Raw genomic sequence first — 21964 nt, 5'->3', positions numbered from 1 at the left:
CCATGACCGTGCAAGCCAAGATCACCTCCGCCGCCGCTGAAGCCGCCGACGTCCTCGGTCGCCTGGGCGTCGACGAGGCCCTGTGGAACGGCGGCGGCCGTCCGGTCCGCTCGCCCGTCACCGGTGAGGTGATGGCCCATGTGCATGACGCCTCGAAGGCCGAAGTCGACGCCGCCATCGAAGCCGCCCACGGCGCCTTCCTCGCCTGGCGCAACGTACCCGCGCCCCGCCGCGGCGAGCTGGTGCGCCTGCTGGGCGAGGAACTGCGGGCGGCCAAGGCCGACCTGGGCGCCCTGGTCACCCTGGAGGCCGGCAAGGTCACCTCGGAAGCCCTGGGCGAAGTCCAGGAGATGATCGACATCTGCGACTACGCGGTCGGGTTGTCGCGCCAGCTGTTCGGCCTGACCATCGCTACCGAGCGCCCGGACCACCGGATGATGGAGACCTGGCACCCGTTGGGCGTGGTGGGCGTGATCTCGGCGTTCAACTTCCCGGTGGCCGTGTGGTCGTGGAACTCGGCCCTGGCGTTCGTCTGCGGCGACGCCTGCGTCTGGAAGCCCAGCGAGAAGACCCCGCTGACCGCGCTGGCGACCCAGGCCCTGTTCGAGCGCGCCTGCGCGAAGTTTGGCGACGCGCCAGCGGGCCTGTCGTCGGTCGTGATCGGCGGCCGCGAGGTGGGCGAGGCTCTTGTCGACCACCCGAAAGTCCCGCTGGTCAGCGCCACGGGCTCCACCGCCATGGGCCGCGCGGTCGGCCCGCGGCTGGCCCAACGCTTTGCCCGCGCCCTGCTCGAGCTAGGCGGCAACAACGCCGCGATCATCGCGCCCACCGCTGACCTCGACCTCGCCATCCGCGGCGTCGCGTTCGCGGCCATGGGCACCGCCGGCCAGCGCTGCACCACGCTGCGCCGCCTGTTCGTGCACGAAAGCGTCTACGACGCCTTCGTCCCGCGATTGAAGGCCGCGTACGCCACGGTGCCGGTCGGCGATCCCCGCGCGGCCGGCACGCTTGTGGGCCCGCTGATCGACCAGCAGGGCTTTGACCTGATGCAGGCCGCCCTGGCCGACGCGAAGGCCGCGGGCGGCGCCGTCACCGGCGGCGAGCGCGTCGATATGGGCGAGGCCTTCTACGCCCGCCCGGCCCTGGTCGAGATCGACCGCCAAGCCGACGTCGTGAAACGCGAGACCTTCGCGCCGATCCTCTACGTGATGAGATACCGCGACCTGGATCAGGCTATCGCGCTGCAGAACGACGTGCCCCAGGGCCTTTCGTCGTCGATCTTCACCAACGACATGCGCGAGGCCGAGCTCTTCATCTCAGCCCGCGGCTCGGACTGCGGCATCGCCAACGTCAACATCGGCCCCTCGGGCGCCGAAATCGGCGGTGCGTTCGGCGGCGAGAAGGAGACGGGCGGCGGCCGCGAGGCCGGCTCGGACTCCTGGAAGGCGTACATGCGCCGCGCCACCAACACGATGAACTACGGCTCGACCCTGCCTCTGGCCCAGGGCGTGAAGTTCGACGTCTGATTCCCGCGAGCGCGCCGATCCTCCGTCTGAGAGGATCGGCCGTGTTCCAGTTGATCGGACCTGACGGCCAACCCTATCTCAGCGCCACGCCAGGAACCCTCGGCGGCCATCGCCGGCTTAAGGCCTACGGACGGCTGGATTGCGCCAGCGCGCGCGGCTGGATCGCGAAGGGCCACTATGTCCGCCACCGCGTGTTCTTCGCCGACGAAGCCACCGCCGTCGCCGCCGGCTATCGTCCCTGCGCCCGCTGCCTGCGCGAGCGCTATGCGGCGTGGAAGGCTAGCGCTCAACCGTCGTCCGCTGCATCGGGGCCAACTTCGCCAGGAAGCGGTTCTGGACGCGAAACGGGATCTTCTCACGATCCATCGCCGCCTGAAGGTGCTCGACCAACGCGTTGAAGTCAGCGTTCTGGACGCCGAGATCCCTGTGGGTCGTCTTCATGTCGCGACCCGTGTACTCGCAGCCGCCATTCAGGATGTAGCAGAACTGCTCCTTCAGGGTGCGACGCAGGCGGACCAGGTCGTGGGCCTTGAAGATCTCGGAGATGCGCGGGTCGGCGATGCTGCGGTCAACCAGGTCGTCGACGATCCGGTCGACGCCCGCCCGGCCCCCGAACGCCGCCCACATCGCCTTGTCGGCGAAGGGGGACGCGCCGGCGTTCGCGTTGGACTGCACGTAGGGTTCGACCGCTTCCTCGTTCGGGTAGGTCGGCGACGGGTTCTCGGGCGCCCCCGCGAACGCGGCCGCGATGATGAGGGCCTTGAGCATCAGAAGCCTGCCTGCAGCGAAAGGTAGAGGCCGCGTTGGCCCTTGAACGTGGCGACGGTTCCAAGATCGGCGTAGGCCGCCGTGACCGAGAAGTTCTTGTTCACCGCATAGGCCGCGAACACATCGAACCAGTCGTCCTCCTGGAGGCCCAGCTTGTTCGGCTTGCTCCGGTATTCGGCCCCGACCAGGAGGCGCTTGGACAGCAGCATCCCGGCCGACCCTTCGAACTGGACCGTATAATCGTCGGCGCCCGGGCCGCCGAAACCCAGCAGGCCGGTCTGGTTCGCCTTGGTGGCGCGCAGCGTGCCATTCAAAACGAGGCTCTCCGCCAGAAGCACCTTGGTGGCGGCGACGTAGACGTCGACCCCATCGTCATCCTGTCCGCCCAGCAGCCCGATGACCGCGGCCTTGTCGGCGTTCTTGTACTGCACGCCGACCGCAACCTGCGGGACCCAGGTGTCCTGGTTGTAGATGGCGTCGCCCAGCACCCGCAGCTTCGCGCCGACGACCTCCTGGCGGAACGTGAACCCTTTGCCGAGGCCGAGCTTGGCCCCGGTCCCTCGGGTGTCGAACGCCTGGCGGGTATAGCTGAGCTCGACGCGGTCATAGAGGCCCACGGCGGCGCCATGGGCCCGGAACTGATAGTCTGGCAGTTCGACCAAGGTGGCGTGCGCATTGGCGCCAATGCCCTCGCGGGTCTCGTAACCGGTGACCACAGCCCAGGTGGCCAGGCCGCCGCCTGCCGAACCCTCCACCGTTGTCACGCCGCCGGTAAGCAACAGCTTTCCCAGGGTGCGGACCTCCTGGGCGGCGGCCGGCGTCGCCGAGAGTCCGGCCGCTGCAGCCAGGGCGATCCAGCCCCAAGTCATGACACCCTCTCGCGCGGATTGAGCCCTCACAACTAGACGGGGAAGCCTTTACATCCGGTTCAGGCGATCGACGGTATTGAGGATCATGCGCCGCACACTTGCCCCGCTCGCCCTGGCCGTCGCCTTAGCCGCCGCGCCCGCCGTCGCCGGCGATGTGTCCGTTGATGTCCGCGACCAGGCCGGCAAGCCTGTGCGCGACGCCGTGGTCATGATCCGGCCCGCCGGCGGTGTGGCGCCCGGCACGCCGATGAAGGTGAACTGGCCCATGGTGATGGCCCAGCAGAACACCCAGTTCACCCCCTATGTGCTGATCGTCCCGCTGGGGTCGACCGTCTCGTTCCCCAACAAGGATAAGGTGCGCCACCACGTCTATTCGTTCTCGGCGCCGAAGAAGTTCGAGCTCAAGCTCTACGGACGCGACGAGACCCGGAGCATCACGTTCGACAAGCCGGGCGCCGTCTCGCTGGGCTGCAACATCCACGACAGCATGATCGCCTTCATTTTCGTGAGCGACACGCCGTTCGCGGCCAAGTCGAACCCGCAGGGCGTCGCCGTGGTGCAGGACGCTCCAGCCGGCGGGGCCACGCTGCTGGTCTGGCATCCGGATCTGAAGGCCCGCGCTCCGATCGCTCGCCCGCTGGCCGTAGCCGGCGCCGCCCAGCGGGCCACGGTGACCGTGGAACTGCGGCCCGCCCTCACCCGCTGATCTGCGCCGATCGCGCAGAATCCGTGGCTCCGCATGGTTAGGAAAGTGACACCGGCGTCACTTTCTTGACTCACGCCCTTCCGGCCCTCAGGGTGGCGCCTCTTGAAAAGGTGAGGAACTCCCCATGGCCGCCGACGGCAACATCACCAAGGACATCATCTACGACGCGGTTGCCCCCGACGACTTCGAGTCCATGCTTGAGCTCGACCGGTACAACAACCGCTCGACCGCTTTCGACAAGATCATCAGCGCGACCCACGACCACTTCTGGGACCCGCTCGACAAGAGGTACATCGACTTCGACGAGCCCTTCGACATGGAGAACGAGATGCTCCTGCCGGAGGACATGGTCGTGTCCCTGCAGACGAAGTACGTCTCGGATCGCCTGTCCGACCGCAAGGACCGCGTCCGGTTCGTCAACCAGTTCGCGCTGCGCAGCTTCTCCTCGATCCTGCACGGAGAGCAGGGCGCGCTGAACCTCTCGGCGAGCCTCTGCCACGTTCTGAAGGACCAGGGCGCGCAGGAATACGCCGCCAACCAGACCCGCGAAGAAGCCCGCCACGTCACGGCCTTCGCCAAGTACATCAAGGCGCGCTGGGGGCGCCCGGTCGAGTGCGGCCCGACGCTTAAGGCGCTGCTGGTCGACATCATCGGCAGCCCCGAGGTCTACAAGAAGATCATCGGCATGCAGATGCTGGTGGAAGGCCTGGCGATGGGCGCCTTCGCGACCTTCTTCAAGGTGACCAACGACCCGCTCTGCAAGAAGCTGATGCAGCTGGTCATGACCGACGAGGCCTTCCACCACAAGTTCGGGAAGATTTGGGCCGACCGGACCATCCCGCACCTGTCGGAGAAGGAGCACGAGGTCATCGAACTCTGGGCCGCCCAGTGCTTCCAGACGCTGCTGTTCAACCTGGTGGGTCCGACCCAGCAGCGCAGCCTGTATGAGGAGTTCGGTCTCGACCCCGACATCGTGATCGCCGAGCTCGCCACCATCATCACCGACGAGACGCGTCGCGAGGGGATGAAGGAACAGGCCAACATCTTCCGCGTGCTGGTGAAGACCCTGCTGAACGCCGGCATCATCACCGACCGCACCAAAGCCTTCTACGCCATGTACGTCGACCTGGAGGAACTGCGTTCCGAGGGCGACGCGATGGTGGGCGACGCCATCGCCGAGGAGGGCATCCGCTACCTCCAGGAGATCAACTTCGCCGACAAGGCCAAGCAGATCCTGATCGCGGCCGAATAGGCCTCGCGTCACACAGCGTCGGAGGGGCGGCAGGGCGACCTGCCGCCCCTTTGCGTTTCAGGCCGCCTTCTTCGGCATCGGCCCGACGTAAACGCTGGCCGGGCGGATCAGTCGGCCACCGGCGAGTTGCTCGCGCGCGTGAGCCAGCCAGCCGGCCACGCGGCCCATGGCGAAGACGTTGGTGAAGGCGCTGGGCGGGAAGTCGAGCGCCTCCAAGAGCAGCGCCGTGTAGAACTCAACATTGGTCTGCAGGGCGCGGTTGGGCTTGTGTTCGCGCAGGATGGCCAGCGCCGCCGCTTCCACGGCCTCGGCGAACTCCAGCCGCCCCTGGCGGGCGTCCAGCCAGCGCACGGCGGCCTTCAGGGCATCGGCGCGCGGGTCGCGCACCTTGTAGATCCGGTGGCCGAAGCCCATCAACCGGTCGCCGCGGGCCAGCGCCCCTTCGATCCAGGCCCGGGCGTTCCCGGGCTCGCCGATCTCGTCCAGCATCTCGATCACCGGCCCCGGCGCGCCGCCGTGCAGCGGCCCCTTCAGCGCGCTGATCCCCGCCAGAACCGCCGATGTGAGTCCCGCTCGGGTCGAGGCCACCACGCGGGCCGCGAAGGTCGAGGCGTTCAGGCCGTGGTCGGCGACCGTCACCAGGTAGGTGTCCAGCGCGTCGGCCTCGGCGGCGCTCGCGGTCGCGCCGCGCAGCATGCGCAGGATGTCGGCGGCGTGGCGCAGCGTGGGGTCGGGCGCGACCGGCGCCTCGCCGGCCTGGGCGCGGATCACCGCAGCGGTGAACACGGCCGGGGCGGCCAGCAGGCGGAACGCGACCTGGGCGTCGTCGCCATCGCCAAGACGGGCGGTCAGCGCGCGCATGGCCTCGATCGGCGTGCGGTCCAGCAGGCCGGTGTCCAGCGCGGCCACTTCCTTGAACACCTCGACGCGCGCAACGCCCAGGGCGGCGGGGATATTTGCGGGCAGGTCGGCGTAGAAGCCGCCGAACAGCAGGCCGACCATGTCTTCATAGGTCGTGCGGCCGGCCAGCTCGTCCAGCGAACGGCCGCGGACGATCAGGACGCCGTTCGCGCCGTCCACTTCGCTCAGCACGGTCTCAGCGGCGACGACGCCTTCCAGTCCATCGGAAGCAGCGGTCATAGGGATCTCCTTCTCTCTTGCGGAGGGAGAGAAATGCCTTCAACCTGTCATCGTCAATCTTGATCAATATGATCAATATATAATGCCGCCAACCGACTGGATCGCCGCCGAGGAAGCACAGGCCCGCCTGAAGGTGCGGCCGCAGACGCTGTACGCCTATGTGAGCCGGGGACGCGTGAGCGTACGGCCCGATCCGACCGATCCGCGCCGCAGCCTCTATCGGGCCGCCGACATCGCCGCGCTGACGGAGCGCAAGTCGCGCAGCCGCAAGATTTCCGAGGTCGCCGAAGGCGCGATCAGCTGGGGCGAGCCGGTGCTCAGTTCCGAGATCACCACGGTCAGCGGCGGGCGGCTGTTCTACCGCGGGCGCGACGCGATCCGGCTGGCCGAGACCGAGACCCTGGAGTCGGTCGCCCGCCTGCTGCGCGGCGGCCACGGCGCGGCGCTCAAGCGCACCGACCGGCCGGAACCGCCGCCCGGCTCCGACATGCGCACGCGCGGTTATCTGGCCCTGGCGCGGCGAGCGGCGACCGATCCCCCCGCACGGGGCCGCGCGCCCCTGGCCCTGGCGGTCGAGGCGGCCACCCTCCTGGATGTCCTCACCGACGCCATCGCGGGCGAGGTGGGCGGCGGCGCGATCCACAATCGTCTGGCGCTGGCCTGGGGCCAGGGGCCCGGCGGGCCCGGCGCGGATCTGATCCGTCGCATCCTGGTGCTGGTGGCCGACCACGAGCTGAACGCCTCGGCCTTTGCGGCAAGGGTGGCGGCGTCCACGGGCGCCTCGCTGGCGGCATCAGCGCTGGCGGGACTGTCGACGCTCTCAGGGCCACGCCACGGCGGGGCGACCGAGGCGGTGCGCCGCTTCGTCGCGGAAGCCGCCGAGCGGGGCCCACGCGAGGCGATCGCGGCGCGTCTGACCGATGACCGAGCCCTCCCAGGGTTCGGTCACAACCTCTACCCGGACGGGGATCCCCGCGCGGCCGCCCTGCTGGAGCGCTTCACGCCGCCGCAGGAGCTTGCGCGTCTGCAGGAGATGGTCTGGGCGATCACCGGCCTGGCCGCCAATGTCGACTTCGCCCTGATGGCCGGGTGCGAGGCGCTGAAGCTGCCGCGGGACGCGCCCTTTGCCCTCTTCAGCGTCGCGCGTTGCGCCGGATGGATCGCGCATGCCATCGAACAGGGCCAGCAGGACCGCCTGATCCGGCCGCGGGCGCGGTACGTAGGGCCCGAGCCGGAAGGGATATGAAGTTCCTCCCCCAGGGGGAGGAGCTTTACGCCCGCTCGTGGACCCCCTCTTCGGCCTCCAGAGCGTGATCCAGCCGCCCAACCATCTCCTTCGGGCAGACCTGCACGAACTGCTTCAGCGCCACGTCCCAGTTGCGCAGGAGGTCGGCGGCGAAGGGTGAGCCGGTCTCGGCGGCGTGTTCCTCGACCAGGGCCTTCAGCACCCCCTGCCAGTGCGCCGAGCCCACCGCGCAGGTGACCACGCTGTCGGCGTTCAGGGACAGTCGCAGGCGCCCGTCCGGGTCGTGGACGAAGGCCATGCCGCCGGTCATGCCGGCCGCGAAGTTGAAGCCCACGGGCCCCAGGATCACCGCCGTGCCGCCGGTCATGTACTCGAGCCCGTTGGCGCCGCAGCCTTCGATGACCGCGGTCGCGCCAGAGTTCCGCACGCCGAAGCGCTCGCCGGCGATCCCGGCCGCAAACAAGCGGCCCGACGTCGCGCCGTACAGCACCGTGTTGCCGATGATCGCCTGGCGGTGCGGGTTGGCCAGCCCTGGCGTCGGCCGCACCACGATGGTCGCGCCCGACAGGCCCTTGCCCACATAGTCGTTCGCCTCGCCGGTCACTTCCAGCCGCAGCCCCTGGACCGCGAAGGCCCCCAGGCTCTGGCCGGCCGACCCCTTGAGCTGGACGGTCAGGTGGCCGGGCGCGAGGCCGTCCATGCCGAACTTGCGGACCATGTGCGACGAGGTCCGCGTGCCGATGGCGCGCGCCGTGTTCTGGACCGTGTAGGTCAGCTGCATCTTCTCGCCGCGCTCCAGCAGCGGAGCGGCGTCGCGGACGATCTGGGCGTCGAGGGTGTCGGGCACCTCGTTGCGGCCGGCGACCGTCGAGTAGGGCTTGTTCGCGCCCGGGTCGGCCTTCACCAGCAGCGGGTTCAGGTCGAGGTCGTCCAGGTGCTCGCCGCCGCGGCTCACCTGCATGAGCAGATCGGTGCGGCCCACGATCTCCTGCAGCGAGCGCGCGCCCAGGCCCGCCAGGATCTCGCGCACCTCTTCCGCGATGAAGGTGAAGAGATTAATCACCTTCTCCGGGCTGCCAGTGAACTTGGCGCGCAGCGCCTGGTCCTGGGTGCAGACGCCGACCGGGCAGGTGTTGGAGTGGCATTGGCGCACCATGATGCAGCCCATGGCGATGAGGCTGGCCGTCCCGATCCCGTACTCCTCCGCGCCCAGCATGGCGGCGATCACCACGTCGCGACCCGTGCGGATGCCGCCGTCGGTCCGCAGGCGCACGAAGTGGCGCAGGTTGTTCAGGGTCAGCACCTGGTGGGCTTCGGAGAGGCCCATTTCCCACGGCCCGCCGGCGTACTTGATCGAGGTCTGCGGGCTTGCGCCGGTGCCGCCGACGTTGCCCGAGATCAGGATCGTGTCGGCCTTCGCCTTGGCGACCCCGGCCGCGATCGCGCCGATGCCGGTCATGGCGACCAGCTTCACGGTCACCCGGGCGTCGGGGTTGATCTGCTTCAGATCGTAGATGAGCTGGGCCAGGTCCTCGATCGAGTAGATGTCGTGGTGCGGCGGCGGGCTGATCAGCGTCACGCCCGGCGTCGCATGGCGCAGCTTGGCGATCAGCTCGGTCACCTTGAAGCCGGGCAGCTGCCCGCCCTCGCCAGGCTTGGCGCCCTGGGAGACCTTGATCTCGATCTCGCGGCACTGGTTCAGGTACTCGGCCGTCACGCCGAACCGGCCCGAAGCGATCTGCTTCACCGCCGAGTTGGGGTTGTCGCCGTTGGGCAGCGGCTTGTAGCGGGCGCGGTCCTCGCCGCCCTCGCCCGAGACGCTCTTCGCGCCGATCCGGTTCATGGCGATGTTGAGCACGCCGTGCGCCTCGGGGCTCAGCGCCCCCAGACTCATGCCCGGCGTGACGAAGCGCTTGCGGATCTCATTGACGCTCTCGACCTCTTCCAGCGGCGCGGGCTTGCCCTCGGCGCGGATGTCGAGGAGGTCGCGCAGCTGGATGGCCGGGAAGGTCCGCACGCCCTCGGAGAAGCGCTTGTAGAGGCCATAGTCGCCGCGGTCGCAGGCCGACTGCAGCACGTGGATCATCCGCGCCTCGAAGGCGTGGGCCTCGCCCGAGCGGCGGGCCTTGTAGAAGCCGCCCACCGGCAGGCTGATCGCCGCAGGATCCCAAGCCTTGCGGTGCAGTTCGACCGCCTTGGCCTCGATCCCGGCAAGGCCGATACCCGAGATGCGCGACGGCATGCCGGGGAAGAACTCGGCGACCAGACTGCGCGACAGGCCGACGGCCTCGAAGTTGTAGCCGCCGCGGTACGACGAGATCACCGAGATGCCCATCTTGGAGATGATCTTGAGCAGCCCGCCCTCGATGGCCTTCTTGTGGTTCAGGCACAGGTCACGAAGGCCAAGGTCGCCCGTCAGGCCCCGCTCCAGCCGATCCAGGAAACTGTCCTGCGCCAGGTAGGCGTTCACCGCCGTGGCGCCGACGCCGACCAGCACCGCGAAGGCGTGCGTATCCAGGCACTCGGCCGAGCGGACGATGATGGAGACGTAACTGCGCAGTCCCTTGCTCACGAGCCAGGCATGCACCCCGCCCGTCGCCAGGATCATCGGCAGCGCCACACGATCCGGCCCTGACGCCTCGTCGGTCAGCACAATGGTGGAACAACCGCGCAGCGCCGCGTCCTCGGCCTCGGCGCGGATGCGGTCCAGGTTGGCGCGCAGCGCGTCGCCGGACTGAGCCTCGGGCGCCGGGATCGGCATGGTGCAGTCGACGACGGCGATGTTCTTCTCGCCGATCTCGCCCACGACCCGCAGGAACATGCCGGTGGTCAGCACTGGGCTTTCCATGACGAAGACGTCGGTCTGGGTCTCGTCCTCGGCCAGGATGTTCCCGAGGTTCTTGAACCGGGTCTTCAGGCTCATGACCGCCGTCTCGCGCAGCGAGTCGATCGGCGGGTTGGTCACCTGGCTGAAGTTCTGCCGGAAGAAGTGGCTGAGCGGCCGGTACTGGTTCGACAACACCGCAAGCGGCGTGTCGTCGCCCATCGAGCCCACGGCCTCCTTCGCCTCCTCCACCATGGGCGCAAGGATCAGCTCCAGATCTTCGAGGGTCAGGCCGGCGGCGGTCTGCCGGCGGACCAGCTCCTCGCGGGCGTACATCCGCGGCTCGTCGCCGGGGCCGATGCGGGCCTCCAGCTCGACCATGTTGCCCAGCCACTTGTCGTAGGGGTGCTCGGACGCCAGCCGGTCGAGGATCGCCTCCTCGTGGTAGAGGCGGCCTTCGACCAGATCGACGGCGATCATCCGGCCGGGCTCGACGTGGGCCTTGCGGACGATCCGGCTCTCCTCGACGCGGCACATGCCGGCCTCGGAGCCCACGATCAGCAGCCCGTCCGACGTCTCGGCCACGCGCATCGGCCGCAGCCCGCTGCGGTCCTTGCCGGCCACCACCCAGCGGCCGTCGCTGGCGCAGATGGCGGCGGGACCGTCCCATGGCTCCATCACCGCGTTGCAGTACGAGAAGAGCGCCTTGTGGCTGTCCTTGATCTGCTCGGGCGAGCGCGCCGCCCAGGCCTCGGGCATCAGCAGCGTCTTGGCCATCGGCGCCTCGCGGCCCGCTCGCACCAGCACCTCGAAGGTGTTGTCCAGCGCCGCGGAATCCGATCCGCCCGGCTGGATCACCGGCTTGATGTCGTCCTGGTAGTCGCCGAAGGCCCCGGCCGCCATGCGGATCTCGTGGCTCTTCATCCAGTTGATGTTGCCCTTCACGGTGTTGATCTCACCGTTGTGCGCCAGCATCCGGAACGGCTGGGCCAGCCGCCACTCGGGGAAGGTGTTGGTGGAATAGCGCTGGTGGAACACCGCCACCGCTGCCTTGAAGCGCGGGTCGGTGAGGTCCGGGTAGAACTCGTCGATGTGCTGGGCCAGGAACATGCCCTTGTAGATCAGCGCCCGGGCCGACAGCGAGCAGATGTAGAAGTGCTGGATGTTGGCCGCGGCCACGCGCTTCTCGATCCGCTTGCGGCAGAGGAACAGCGCCCGCTCCAGCGCCTCGCCCTCCAGGCCCTTGGGCGGCGACAGCATGATCTGCTCGATCTCGGGCCGCGTGGCGTTGGCCTTCTCGCCGATCACCGAGGTGTCGGTCGGCACCTGCCGCCAGCCGTAGATGTAGAAGCCGAAGCGCAGAGCCTCGCTCTCGACGATGGTCCGGCAGGCTTCCTGGGCCCCGAGATCGACACGGGGCAGGAATACCTGGCCCACCGCGATGGGCCCGGGGCGCACCTTGTGGCCGATGCGCTCGACGTGGGCGGCGAAGAAGTCCTGCGGCACCGAGACCAGCACGCCGGCGCCGTCGCCGGTCTTGCCGTCGGCGTCGATCGCGCCCCGATGCCAGACGGCCTTCAGCGCGCGGATCGCCAGTTCCACGACCTCGCGTCGAGGCTGGCCGTCGATGGCGCAGACCAGGCCCACGCCACAGGCGTCGTGCTGCTGCGTGATGTCATAGCCGTTGGCCTCGATGAGGCGGGCGCGGTCGCGTTCGTAGCGGGTGGTGAAGTCGCTCATGATCGTCACTCCGCGGCGATCAGGTCGGCGCGGGCGTGCGCCTCGAGGTAGCGGTGGATAGCCTCGGCGGCGTCGCGGCCGTCGCGGATGGCCCAGACGACGAGCGAGGCGCCGCGCACGATGTCACCGGCGGCGAAGACGCCCGGGATCGAGGTCTGCAGGTTGCGAAGGTCGGCCTTCACAGTGCCCCAGCGGGTGACGGCCAGCTCGGGCGCGGCGAACGCGGTCGGCAGGTCTTCGGGGTCGAAACCCAGGGCCTTGATAACCAGGTCCGCCGAGAGGTCGAAGTCGCCGCCCGGAACCTCCTCCGGCGCCTGCCGGCCCGAAGAGTCCGGGGCGCCCAGGCGCATGCGCGCGGCAACCACGCCGGCGGCCCTCAGGGCGTCGCCGGTCACGGCCTTGGGGGCGGCGAGCCATTCGAAGACCACGCCCTCTTCCACCGCATGGCTCACCTCGCGGTCCGAACCCGGCATGTTGGCGCGGTCGCGGCGGTAGAGGCAGGTGACCGAGGTCGCGCCTTGGCGAATGGCGGTGCGCACGCAGTCCATAGCCGTGTCGCCGCCGCCGACCACGACCACCGCCTTGCCCTGCGCGTCCAGGGCGCCCGAATCGAATTCGGGCACGGCGTCGCCCAGGCCCTTGCGGTTGGAGGCGATCAGATAATCCAGCGCCGCGACCACGCCCGTCGAGCCGGCGCCGGGGATCGCCATGTCGCGCGCAGCGTAGACGCCCGTGGCGACCAGAACGCTGTCGTGCTTCGCCCGCAGCTCGGCGAGCGAAGCGTCGCGACCCACCTCGAAGTTCAACGCGAACGTGACCCCGCCTTCGGCCAGCCGGCGCGTGCGGCGCTCGACGATGTCCTTCTCCAGCTTGAAGCCGGGGATGCCGTAGACCAGAAGGCCGCCGGGGCGGTCGTGGCGGTCATAGACGGTGACGTCATAGCCCAGCTCGCGCAGGCGTTCCGCAGCCGCCAGACCCGCCGGTCCGGCGCCCACGATTCCCACCGACTGGCCGCGCGCCTCGCCTGCCGCTAGCGGCTTCACCCAGCCCATCTCCCAGGCCTTGTCGGTCAGGTACTTCTCGACCGAGCCTATGGTGACGGTGCCGTGGCCCGACTGCTCGATCACGCAGTTGCCCTCGCACAACCGGTCCTGCGGGCAGATGCGGCCGCAGACCTCGGGCATGGCGTTGGTGGCCTGGGAGAGCTGGTAGGCTTCCTCCAGCCGCCCCTCGGCGGTCATCCGCAGCCAATCGGGGATGTTGTTGTGGAGCGGACAGTGCGTCTGACAGAACGGCACGCCGCACTGGCTGCAGCGTGAGGCCTGCTCGGTCGCCTTCGCGTCGATGAACTCGCGATAGATCTCGTGGAAGTCGCCCGCACGCGCGGTGGCGTCCCGCTTCTCGGGCGTCGCCCGCGGCGTGACCGTGAATTTCAGCATGCGCTCGGCCATAGCGGGCCTCTCAATCTGTCCGAGCCGGCCATCTAGGGCGCGATTTCGGCGCTGGAAAGGCTATTGTCTATTTTATGGAGTATATCAGCAGGCGTTTGAAGCGTTCAGCGGAAGCATGGATCGACCTCGGGCGTATTTAGTCCAATTTTGAGATCATTGCGTTTCTGCCTATGGTCGGAGTACGGGTCGGTCGTCGCCGAATCCCTCGCGTTTTGAAGTGAGTGCGCCGTGCTGCCGGACTGGGTCTATGCCGTCATCCTGGGGATCATCGAGGGCCTGACAGAGTTCATTCCGGTCTCGTCGACCGGCATGATGCTGCTGGCCAAGCAGGCCCTAGGGCTGCCCAACGGCTTCTGGGACACCTTCGCGGTGATGATCCAGCTGGGCGCGATCCTGGCCGTGGTGGTCCTCTACTTCGGTAAGCTCTGGAAGCAGGTGGTCGGCCTGCCCACCGACCCCGAGGCGCGCAAGTTCGCGCTGACCGTGATCGTGGCGTTTCTCCCCTCGGTCGTGCTGGGCCTGATCTTCCACGACTTCATCAAGGCGGTGCTGTTCGACAATCCGACGGTCCAGTGCATCTCGCTGATCATCGGGGGCATTGTCCTCCTGTTCATCGACCGCCTCGCGCCCAAGCCCGTGGCGCACGATCCCTTCAAGCTGCCGATCCTGAAGGCGCTGGCCATCGGCCTGTTCCAGGTGCTGGCGATGATGCCGGGCGTCTCGCGCTCGGGCGCCACCATTGTGGGCGGCATGCTGTTCGGCGTGGAGAAGCGCGCGGCCGCCGAGTTCACGTTCTTCCTGGCGATCCCGACCATGCTAGGCGCCTTCGTGCTCGACGCCTGGGAGAGCCGCGATCAGCTGACCGCCGACACGATGCCGCTGATCGCCATCGGCTTCGTGGTCGCATTCCTGGTGGCGATCGTGGTCATCCGCACCATGCTGGCGGTCGTCACCAGCCGCGGCCTCGCGCCGTTCGGCTGGCTGCGGATTGCGATCGGCGGCGTGGGCCTGGCGCTGCTGAACTTCGCCTGATGCGCAGGATCGGAGCGCTCGACGTCGGAGCGGCGATCTCCGAGCGCATCGGCTCCTATGTGCACGCCGAGCTGCTGGAGTTCCTCGCCGTCGATGAGGACGTCATCCACTGCTGGTACATGAACAGCGGCGGCAAGGGCCCGACCTTCCATGTGACGCTGACCCGCCGACCCGACGGCGAATGGTCACTGGGACTTCTGGAATTGCCGCCCGGGACCGAGCAGCGAATTGAGAACCCCTAAGCCCGGCCGGCTTCCATCTCGCGCGCGTCCTGGTCGGCGTACTGGCCGCCTTTGCGGTAGCGGTAGAGGTAGGTCGGCAGGATCGCTTCCAGCGTCGTTGGGGTCACGCCCAGGTCCCTGAGGCCCGGGTATTGGCCGCTGACCACATTGTCGACCGTCAGGCTTTCGACCTGGTCGGCCGTGACAGGCGGGGGCAACAGGAACGACCCGAAGTCGGCCACGCTTCCCAACATCCGCGCCACGGGCCACGGCACCGGAACGAGCAGACGCCGCTGCCCGGTCTCGGCCAGCAGCATCTCCATCAGCGCCTTGAACGTGAAGACCCCGGGGCCGCCCAGCTCGTAGGTCTGCCCCGCCGCCTCGGCGTCGCTCACGACACGGGCCAGAGCGCGCCCGACGTCGCCCACGAAGACCGGCTGGAAGCGCGTCTCGCCGCCGCCGATCAGTGGCAGGGCCGGCGACACCTGGGCCATGGCGGCGAAGCGGTTGAAGAAGCCGTCGCCGTTGCCGAACACGATGGAGGGCCGCACGATCACAGCGTCAGGGCGAACCTCGCGCACCGCAGCCTCGCCCTCGGCCTTGGTGCGGGCGTACTTCGACGGGCCGTCGGGGTCGGCGCCGATGGCCGACATCTGGACGACCCGGCCCACGCCCTGGGCCGTCGCCGCCTCGGCCACCGTCTTCGCGCCCATCGCATGGATGGCCTGGAAGCCCTGGCGGCCGGTCTCGCGCAGCACGCCGGCGAGGTTCAGCGAAGCGCTGGCGCCCTGCAGCGCGCGATCGATCGAGGCGCGGTCGCGGATGTTGGCCTGGACGACGTCGATCTGCCCCACATCGCCCAGCAGGCGCATCTTGTAGGCCAGGTTCGGGTTGCGAACGGCGACGCGGACGTTCCACCCGGCCTTGGCCAGAAACCGGACGGCCTGCGTGCCGACGAAGCCGGAGCCCCCGAAGACGGTGACGAGGTTCTGCATGGCGGTCTCAAATACCCCTGGAAGTCGCCTGCGGATTAGACGATGCGGCGGCGCGCCGCAATGCATGCTCCCCCTGGCGCGCAGCAACGGAGGGGGCATGGCGTCGCACCTTCAACGCCATGGGGTGAAAGACTCTCGCCAAGGCCCCGTTGACGCCGTCCAGACCTTGCCATAAGTAGCCGCCTCCCGATCCGACGGACGGGGCCCAGGTGGCGGAATTGGTAGACGCGCTGGCTTCAGGTGCCAGTGGCTTAACGGCCGTGAAGGTTCGAGTCCTTTCCTGGGCACCACCGTCGGGGGTGGTCGCCACCCTCTCCAGACCTCAGTGCATCTTGAAGCGGATCGGCACCGATTTCGGGCCGCAGACGAAGCTTGCTTCCATACGGCGGGGCTGGCCGTCCAGTTCGACCGACTCGAGGCGGGGGAGGAGTTCCTCCCAGAGGATGCGCATTTCCATCCGGGCCAGGTGCTGGCCCAGGCAGACGTGGGCGCCGTAGCCGAAGGCGACGTGCTTGTTGTTGGCGCGGGTGACGTCGAAGTCGAAGGGATTGTCGAAGACGGCTTCGTCGCGGTTGCCGGAAGGGTAACTGAGCATCAGCCAGTCGCCCTTGGCGATCTTGCGGCCGGCCAGTTCAGTGTCGGCGGTGGCGGTGCGCATGAAGTGCTTCACCGGGGTCTCCCAGCGGATCGATTCTTCGACCAAGCCTTTGATCAGGCTAGGTTCTTGCTTGACGGCGCGGAACTGCGCCGGGCGCTCGGCCAGGGCCCAGAGGGCGCCGGCGGTGGTGCTGGAGGTGGTGTCGTGGCCGGCGGTGGCGGCGATGATGTAGTAGCTCATGGCCTCGAGGTGGCCCAGCGGCTGGCCGTCGATCTGGCCGTTGGCGATGACGCTGGCCAGGTCGTCCCGCGGATTGCGCCGGCGATCCTCGGTCATCTCGTTGAAGTAGACGATGAAGTCGGCGACCGTGGCCTGCAGGTTGGCCAGCGCCTGGTCGGTGTCGTCGACCTTGCCCTGGGCGCGGTTGAGCTCGGGGTCGGCGCTGCCGAACAACTCCTGGGTGAGCTTCAGCATGCGCGGCTCGTCGGCCTCGGGCACGCCCAGCACCTCCATGACCACGTGCAGCGGGTAGAGGAAGGCCACGTCCTTGGCGAAGTCGCAGCGGTCGCCCTTGGCGGCCATGCGGTCGATGAAGCCGCGGGCGATCTCGCGGATCCGCGCCTCGAGCGCGCGCAGGTTCTGGGGCGCGAACGACGGCTGGGTCAGGCGGCGGTAGTTCCCGTGGTCGGGGTTGTCCATCTGGACCAGCGAGCGGACCAGGTGCGGCGAGCCGCCCATCATCTGGCGCACCTTCAGGTCGGCCTCGATGGTGGTCAGCACGGTCGAGCGGTCGCCGTTGTGGAACAGCTCGTTCTGCAGCTCGACCTGGCGGATGTCGTCCTGGCGGGTGACCACCCAGAACGGATCGAAGCCCTCGGGATGGGCCACGTCCAGCGGCGCCTCGCGGCGCAGGTAGGTGAAGGCCTCGTCGATGGGCTGGCCGGCGGCGTAGGCCTTGGGGTCGATGATGGTCTTGGCGATGTGATCGGGGATCATGCTGGCGTCCTCAACGGGGCGTCCGAGACCGGCGCCCGCCTCGACCATCAGACTACGAGTAACTTGCTATACGTTCAACAAATAAGTACGGTTCTCCCATGACCAACGCTGCCCAGGTCGCCGTCGGGCGACGCACCCAGGCGGAACGACGCGACGAATCCGAGCGGCGGCTGCTGGACGCGACGGCCCACGTGGTCGCCGAACGGGGCGTTTCGGCCGCCACCTTCGAGGCGATCGGGCGCAGCGCCGGCTACAGTCGCGGCCTGGCCACCCAGAAGTTCGGATCCAAGGACGGGCTGATCGAGGCCCTGATCGCCGACCTGCACGAGCGGCAGAACGCCCTGCTGGACGGCCACCACATCGCCGACCTGGGCGGGCTGGAGGCGGTGCTGGCCTATGTGGACCTGTACCTGCGGCACCTGGGCGACGGGGAAGCCACGCGGGCCTACTTCATGCTGCTGGCGGGAGCCGTGGCCGACGCCTCGCCCCTGCGGGCCGCCTTCGCCCACTCGCACGAGCTGGTGAAGGGCCGGCTGGCGGCGCTGGTCGAGCGCGGCCAGGCGGAGGGGTCGATCCGCCGCGAGGTCGATCCGCAGGCCGCCGCCCTGATGGTGGGCAGCCTGCTGCTGGGCCTGTCGGTGCAGTGGCTGGTCGACCCCGACACCCAGCTCGACGCGATTCGCACGACCAGCCTGGAGACCCTGCGGCTGGCCTTCGCCACATCCCGGGACCGCCCATGACCCAAGCGCCCTACAAGACCTGGCAGTGCCGGACCTGCGGCTACCTCTACGACGAGGAGGCCGGCGACCCGGGCGAAGGGCTGGCGCCCGGAACCCGCTGGGGCGACATTCCGGCCGACTGGGTATGCCCGCTGTGCGGAACGCCCAAGTCGGACTTCGACATGGTCGAGATCTAGGCCCTAACGCCCACCGCCCCGCCCCTATCGGCAGGGCGGCGGATCATCTAAAGACAGCCGAAGACGGGGCCCGGGAGCGGGCGTGAGAACCCGTGTCGGACTGTCGAGGCGAAGTGACGACCTACGTTCATGAAGGGGACCTGCCGGCCGACGCGCTGGCGAGCGCGACCGCCGTCGCGATCGATTCCGAGACCATGGGCCTGCGCCTGGGCCGCGACCCGCTGTGCGTCGTGCAGCTGTCGGACGGCGGCGGCGACGCCCATGTGGTGAAGCTGAACCGCGAGACCTACGACGCCCCCAACCTGAAGCGCCTGCTGACCGATCCGGCGGTCGTGAAGATCTTCCACTTCGGCCGCTTCGATATCGCCATGTTCTGGCTGCACCTTGGGGTCGTGACCGCCCCCGTCTACTGCACCAAGATCGCCTCGAAGCTGGCCCGCACCTACACCGACCGCCACGGCCTGAAGGACGTGACGCGCGAGCTGCTCAGCGTCGACCTGTCCAAGGCCCAGCAGAGCTCGGACTGGGGCGCGGCCAAGCTTTCCGACGACCAGATCGCCTACGCCGCCTCGGACGTGCTGCACCTGCATGCCCTGCGCGAGCGGCTGGACGCCATGCTGGTGCGCGAGCGTCGCGACCACCTGGCCCGCGCCTGTTTCGAGTTCCTTCCGCACCGCGCCCTGCTCGATGTTGCGGGCTGGGAGGATGCGGACATCTTCGCCCATACCTAGGTAGGTCCCATGACGGCCGCCGATCCCGCCCTGCCGCAAGCCCCGCTCCCCCCGTCTCCGCTGTCGGAGCCCCGGCGCGCCGATTTCGAGCGCTGGCGTCGCCGTTCGCGCCTGATCCGCACGTTGCGCGTGGCGCTGCCGGCCGCGATCGCGCTGATCTTCGCCGGCCTGATCGGCAGCGTGGCCTGGTCCACCTTCAACGCCCAGCCCAAGGCGGCCCGGGTGGGCGACGAGCCCATCAAGCTGATGAACCCCCGCTTCGTCGGCCGCGACGACAAGGGCCGCGCCTTCACGCTCACCGCCGACTCGGCGGTCCGCGACCCCAAGGACTACCAGCGCGTGGTGCTGCAGAAGCCCGCCCTGGTGCTCGACGAGAACGGCCCCGACCAGATGCGCATCAACGGCGCCTCGGGCATCTTCCACGAGCAGACCGGCAAGCTGGAACTGTCCAACGGCGTGCGCATGGCCGACAACAAGAACGCCTTCGCCACCGCCGCCTCGCTGTTCGACACCAAGACCGGCGAAGTCGTCGGTTCAGGCCCCATTCAGGGCGCGGGAGGTCTTGGAGAAATCAGCGCGGAGTCCTATGGCGTGTACGGCAAGGGCGACCGCATGGTCTTCAAGGGCGGTGTCCGCACCCGCCTCGAGCAGAAGAAGTGATGCGGCGAGCAAGGGCAGTCATGACGTCGTTCCGTTCCGTTTCCGTCTTCGCCCCCGCCCTCCTGGGCGCGGTTCTGCTGGCGGGCCCCGTGATGGCCAAGGGCCTGGGCCCCAGCTCGGACGGCCCCATCGACATCACCGCCGACGAGCTCGAGGTGCAGAACAAGACCTGCATCTCCACGTGGCGCGGCAAGGCCGAGGCGCTGCAGGGCGACGCCCGGCTGCGGGCTGACGTGCTGAAGGCGATCCTGGAGGTGAAGTCGTCGGCGCCCGGAACGTCGACCGGCGGGACCAGCGCCTGCGGCGAGATGCTCCGCATGGAGGCGACCGGCAACGTCTTCTACGTGACCGCCAAGAACCAGCGCGTGCGCGGCGACGCCGGCGTCTATGACGTGCAGGCCGAGACCGTCACCCTGACCGGCGACGTGGTCGCCGTGCAGGACGAGAACGTGCTGCGCGGCAGCCGGATGGTGTTCAACACCGCCACCGGCGAGGGCCGCATGGTCGGCGGCGGCGCGGGCGCCAATTCGAAGAACCGCCCGCGCGGCGTCTTCTATCCCTCGAAGAAGTCGGAAAGCCCCAAGAAGTGAACGCGCCGCAGCGGGTCGCCGCCCAGGGTCCGAAGGCGCAGGGCGCCATCCCCTCCGAGGGGCTGGTCGTCGACAACGTCGGCAAGTCGTTCCGTGGCCGCGCGGTGGTGAAGGGCGTGAGCCTGCGCCTCTGCCGCGGCGAGGTGGCGGGCCTGCTCGGCCCCAACGGCGCCGGCAAGACCACGACCTTCTACATGATCACCGGCCTGATCCCGGCCGACTACGGCGCGATCTATCTCGACGGCGAGAACATCACGGCGCAGCCGATGTACCAGCGCGCCCGCATGGGTGTGGGCTACCTGCCGCAGGAGACCTCGATCTTCCGCGGCATGAGCGTCTGGGAAAACGTCATGGCCGTGGTCGAGCTGCGCCAGAACGACAACAAGAAGGCCCGCGAGACGGTCAACCAGCTCCTGGAAGAGCTGCACATCGAGCATCTGAAGAACTCGCCCGCCGTCTCGCTCTCGGGCGGCGAGCGCCGCCGCGTCGAAATCGCCCGCGCGCTGGCCTCCGAGCCCAGCTTCATGCTGCTGGACGAGCCGTTCGCCGGCATCGACCCCCTGGCCATCGCCGACATCCGCGAGGTCATCAGCTACCTCAAGCAGCGCGGCATCGGCATCCTGATCACTGACCACAACGTCCGCGAAACGCTGGACATCATCGACCGCGCCTCGATCATCCACGCGGGCGAAGTGCTGTTCGAGGGCTCGCCGGACGAGATCGTGGACGACCCGGAAGTGCGGCGGGTCTACCTGGGCGACCGGTTTAGCTAGACACCGTAGCGAGCGGCGCGGGCGCGCTTTCGTGGACGCCGTCTCTCGCCGCGGCCGCGGGGGCATGCCCCAGCGCGCCATCGACAAGGGCTCGGTACGCCGCATCGGGCAACACCGTGGGCGGTGTCCATTCCGGTGGCTCCGCAACGGGCCGCCAGCCGTAGGCCTGCAACTGCTCCGGGGTGATTGTCTTCACGACATCGATCAGCGCCCGGCACGCGATCGCGGCGTAGAGCGGCAGTTCGCCGGCCCAGGGCTTGCCGGCGCCGACGAACATCGTTGATCCGGCGATGGACGCCGCGACGAACAGGGCGAGCGTCTCGCGCTCCCGTGGGGCAAGGCCCGGATTGAGTTCACCGATAAGGGGGACCAGCCGCAGGCGTTCGAGAATGTAGATGCTGTCGACCGCCTGGGCGACAAACGGATCATGGTTGGCCAGCGCCCACAGGTGCGGGAAGAGGCCGGTTGTCCGCCGGGTCTGTATGTCCTCGAGAAGCAGCCGGATGATCTGCTCCAGCTTCTGTTCGGCGGTCGCGCCCGGGACGTGTTCGATCTCGTTGAACCGGTCCGCGTACGGCACGAGCACCATGTTCAGGACGTCCTGGAGCAGGTCCGCTCGGCCTTTGTAGTAGTAGGTGACGGCGCCCATCCGCACGCCGCAACGCCGCGCCACTTCCCGCAGCGACAGCGCGTGATAGCCGCCCTCCAAGATGATCTCGAGCGCCGTATCCAGGATCTGCGCGACGCGGTCCCGTCCGGCCTGGTACCGGCCTGCGCCTTCGCGGGTGCTCGAAAGCCATGCGCCGATCCGGGGCGTGCGGGTCTCAGGCGGGTTCGTCATCAGCTCCACATAGCATGGTCGCGGCGGCCGGCGGCGGGCCAGCAGGGGTCAGATGCTGGCTGCATCCTCGACTTTGGTCAATTGACCAA

At 68.8% G+C, this 21964-nt stretch carries 20 protein-coding genes and 1 tRNA gene; 13 read left to right on the top strand and 8 right to left on the bottom strand.

The window, feature by feature from the left end:
- Positions 1 to 2 precede the first annotated feature (2 nt).
- A complete protein-coding gene (locus EPN98_RS09195; protein WP_293362386.1) occupies positions 3 to 1526 on the top strand; it encodes an aldehyde dehydrogenase family protein in 1524 nt (507 codons plus the stop codon).
- 279 nt (positions 1527 to 1805) lie between these two features.
- Here EPN98_RS09195 and EPN98_RS09185 read toward each other — a convergent pair whose 3' ends face one another.
- Positions 1806 to 2294, bottom strand: a complete 489-nt coding sequence (locus EPN98_RS09185; protein ID WP_293362384.1) for a group 1 truncated hemoglobin — start codon at positions 2292 to 2294, stop codon at positions 1806 to 1808.
- Complete coding sequence (locus tag EPN98_RS09180) at positions 2294 to 3163, bottom strand: DUF3034 family protein (RefSeq protein WP_293362383.1); 870 nt, start codon at positions 3161 to 3163, stop codon at positions 2294 to 2296. The genes EPN98_RS09185 and EPN98_RS09180 overlap by 1 nt, the downstream gene beginning before the upstream one ends.
- Positions 3164 to 3248: 85 nt before the next feature.
- On the opposite strand from EPN98_RS09180, the gene EPN98_RS09175 reads away from it, so the two are divergent.
- Complete coding sequence (locus EPN98_RS09175; protein WP_293362382.1) at positions 3249 to 3869, top strand: methylamine utilization protein; 621 nt, start codon at positions 3249 to 3251, stop codon at positions 3867 to 3869.
- Between the two features lie 124 nt (positions 3870 to 3993).
- Complete coding sequence (locus EPN98_RS09170) at positions 3994 to 5121, top strand: ferritin-like domain-containing protein (protein WP_293362381.1); 1128 nt, start codon at positions 3994 to 3996, stop codon at positions 5119 to 5121.
- Between the two features lie 57 nt (positions 5122 to 5178).
- On the opposite strand, the gene EPN98_RS09165 is transcribed toward EPN98_RS09170, so the two are convergent.
- Positions 5179 to 6261 (bottom strand): citrate synthase/methylcitrate synthase, encoded by a 1083-nt coding sequence (locus EPN98_RS09165; protein ID WP_293362380.1) that lies wholly within the window; start codon positions 6259 to 6261, stop codon positions 5179 to 5181.
- Positions 6262 to 6343: 82 nt separating this feature from the next.
- Between EPN98_RS09165 and EPN98_RS09160 the strand changes: the two genes are divergently transcribed.
- Positions 6344 to 7507, top strand: a complete 1164-nt coding sequence (locus EPN98_RS09160) for a citrate synthase (protein WP_293362379.1) — start codon at positions 6344 to 6346, stop codon at positions 7505 to 7507.
- 25 nt (positions 7508 to 7532) lie between these two features.
- Here the strand turns inward: EPN98_RS09160 and gltB are convergent, their stop codons facing one another.
- A complete protein-coding gene (gene gltB, locus EPN98_RS09155) occupies positions 7533 to 12071 on the bottom strand; it encodes a glutamate synthase large subunit (RefSeq protein ID WP_293362378.1) in 4539 nt (1512 codons plus the stop codon).
- A 5-nt stretch (positions 12072 to 12076) separates the two neighbouring features.
- Positions 12077 to 13522, bottom strand: coding sequence for an NAD(P)-dependent oxidoreductase (locus tag EPN98_RS09150; RefSeq protein WP_293362377.1), 1446 nt, complete (start codon positions 13520 to 13522; stop codon positions 12077 to 12079).
- Positions 13523 to 13753: 231 nt separating this feature from the next.
- On the opposite strand from EPN98_RS09150, the gene EPN98_RS09145 reads away from it, so the two are divergent.
- Both EPN98_RS09145 and EPN98_RS09140 read left to right on the top strand, forming a co-directional pair.
- Entirely contained in the window at positions 13754 to 14554 is an 801-nt protein-coding gene (locus EPN98_RS09145; RefSeq protein ID WP_293362627.1) for an undecaprenyl-diphosphate phosphatase, read from the top strand.
- The gene (locus EPN98_RS09140; RefSeq protein ID WP_293362376.1) at positions 14554 to 14796 is read left to right on the top strand and encodes a hypothetical protein; all 243 of its coding nucleotides are present in this window, start codon (positions 14554 to 14556) and stop codon (positions 14794 to 14796) included. Before EPN98_RS09145 ends, EPN98_RS09140 begins: the two co-directional genes overlap by 1 nt.
- Here EPN98_RS09140 and EPN98_RS09135 read toward each other — a convergent pair.
- The gene (locus EPN98_RS09135) at positions 14793 to 15770 is read right to left on the bottom strand and encodes a complex I NDUFA9 subunit family protein (RefSeq protein ID WP_293362375.1); all 978 of its coding nucleotides are present in this window, start codon (positions 15768 to 15770) and stop codon (positions 14793 to 14795) included. The genes EPN98_RS09140 and EPN98_RS09135 overlap by 4 nt on opposite strands.
- Before the next feature lie 203 nt (positions 15771 to 15973).
- Between EPN98_RS09135 and EPN98_RS09130 the strand changes: the two genes are divergently transcribed.
- Positions 15974 to 16060 (top strand) — tRNA-Leu (locus EPN98_RS09130).
- A 32-nt stretch (positions 16061 to 16092) separates the two neighbouring features.
- Here the strand turns inward: EPN98_RS09130 and EPN98_RS09125 are convergent.
- Positions 16093 to 17364 carry a cytochrome P450 gene (locus EPN98_RS09125; protein WP_293362374.1) on the bottom strand — a complete coding sequence of 424 codons (1272 nt, stop codon included), beginning with the start codon at positions 17362 to 17364 and terminating at the stop codon, positions 16093 to 16095.
- Positions 17365 to 17462: 98 nt separating this feature from the next.
- On the opposite strand from EPN98_RS09125, the gene EPN98_RS09120 reads away from it, so the two are divergent.
- The 6 genes from EPN98_RS09120 (at position 17463) to lptB (ending at position 21034) form a co-directional block, all read left to right on the top strand.
- Positions 17463 to 18104, top strand: a complete 642-nt coding sequence (locus tag EPN98_RS09120; protein ID WP_293362373.1) for a TetR/AcrR family transcriptional regulator — start codon at positions 17463 to 17465, stop codon at positions 18102 to 18104.
- Complete coding sequence (locus EPN98_RS09115) at positions 18101 to 18280, top strand: rubredoxin (RefSeq protein WP_293362372.1); 180 nt, start codon at positions 18101 to 18103, stop codon at positions 18278 to 18280. Before EPN98_RS09120 ends, EPN98_RS09115 begins: the two co-directional genes overlap by 4 nt.
- Before the next feature lie 113 nt (positions 18281 to 18393).
- Entirely contained in the window at positions 18394 to 19011 is a 618-nt protein-coding gene (locus EPN98_RS09110; protein WP_293362371.1) for a ribonuclease D, read from the top strand.
- Positions 19012 to 19020: 9 nt separating this feature from the next.
- Positions 19021 to 19671: an LPS export ABC transporter periplasmic protein LptC gene (gene lptC, locus EPN98_RS09105; RefSeq protein WP_293362370.1), complete on the top strand. Its 651-nt coding sequence runs from the start codon at positions 19021 to 19023 to the stop codon at positions 19669 to 19671.
- 20 nt (positions 19672 to 19691) lie between these two features.
- Complete coding sequence (locus tag EPN98_RS09100; RefSeq protein ID WP_293362369.1) at positions 19692 to 20261, top strand: LptA/OstA family protein; 570 nt, start codon at positions 19692 to 19694, stop codon at positions 20259 to 20261.
- Positions 20262 to 20308: 47 nt separating this feature from the next.
- Complete coding sequence (gene lptB, locus EPN98_RS09095) at positions 20309 to 21034, top strand: LPS export ABC transporter ATP-binding protein (RefSeq protein ID WP_293362626.1); 726 nt, start codon at positions 20309 to 20311, stop codon at positions 21032 to 21034.
- On the opposite strand, the gene EPN98_RS09090 is transcribed toward lptB, so the two are convergent.
- A complete protein-coding gene (locus EPN98_RS09090) occupies positions 21027 to 21875 on the bottom strand; it encodes a TetR/AcrR family transcriptional regulator (protein WP_293362368.1) in 849 nt (282 codons plus the stop codon). The two genes, lptB and EPN98_RS09090, sit on opposite strands and share 8 nt — an antisense overlap.
- Positions 21876 to 21964 lie beyond the last annotated feature (89 nt).

The sequence above is a fragment of the Phenylobacterium sp. genome (assembly GCF_004299445.1).
In the GTDB taxonomy this organism is placed as follows: domain Bacteria; phylum Pseudomonadota; class Alphaproteobacteria; order Caulobacterales; family Caulobacteraceae; genus Phenylobacterium.
Note: the sequence above shows the minus strand (reverse complement) of the source record. Positions and strands in the feature narration are given on the sequence as shown.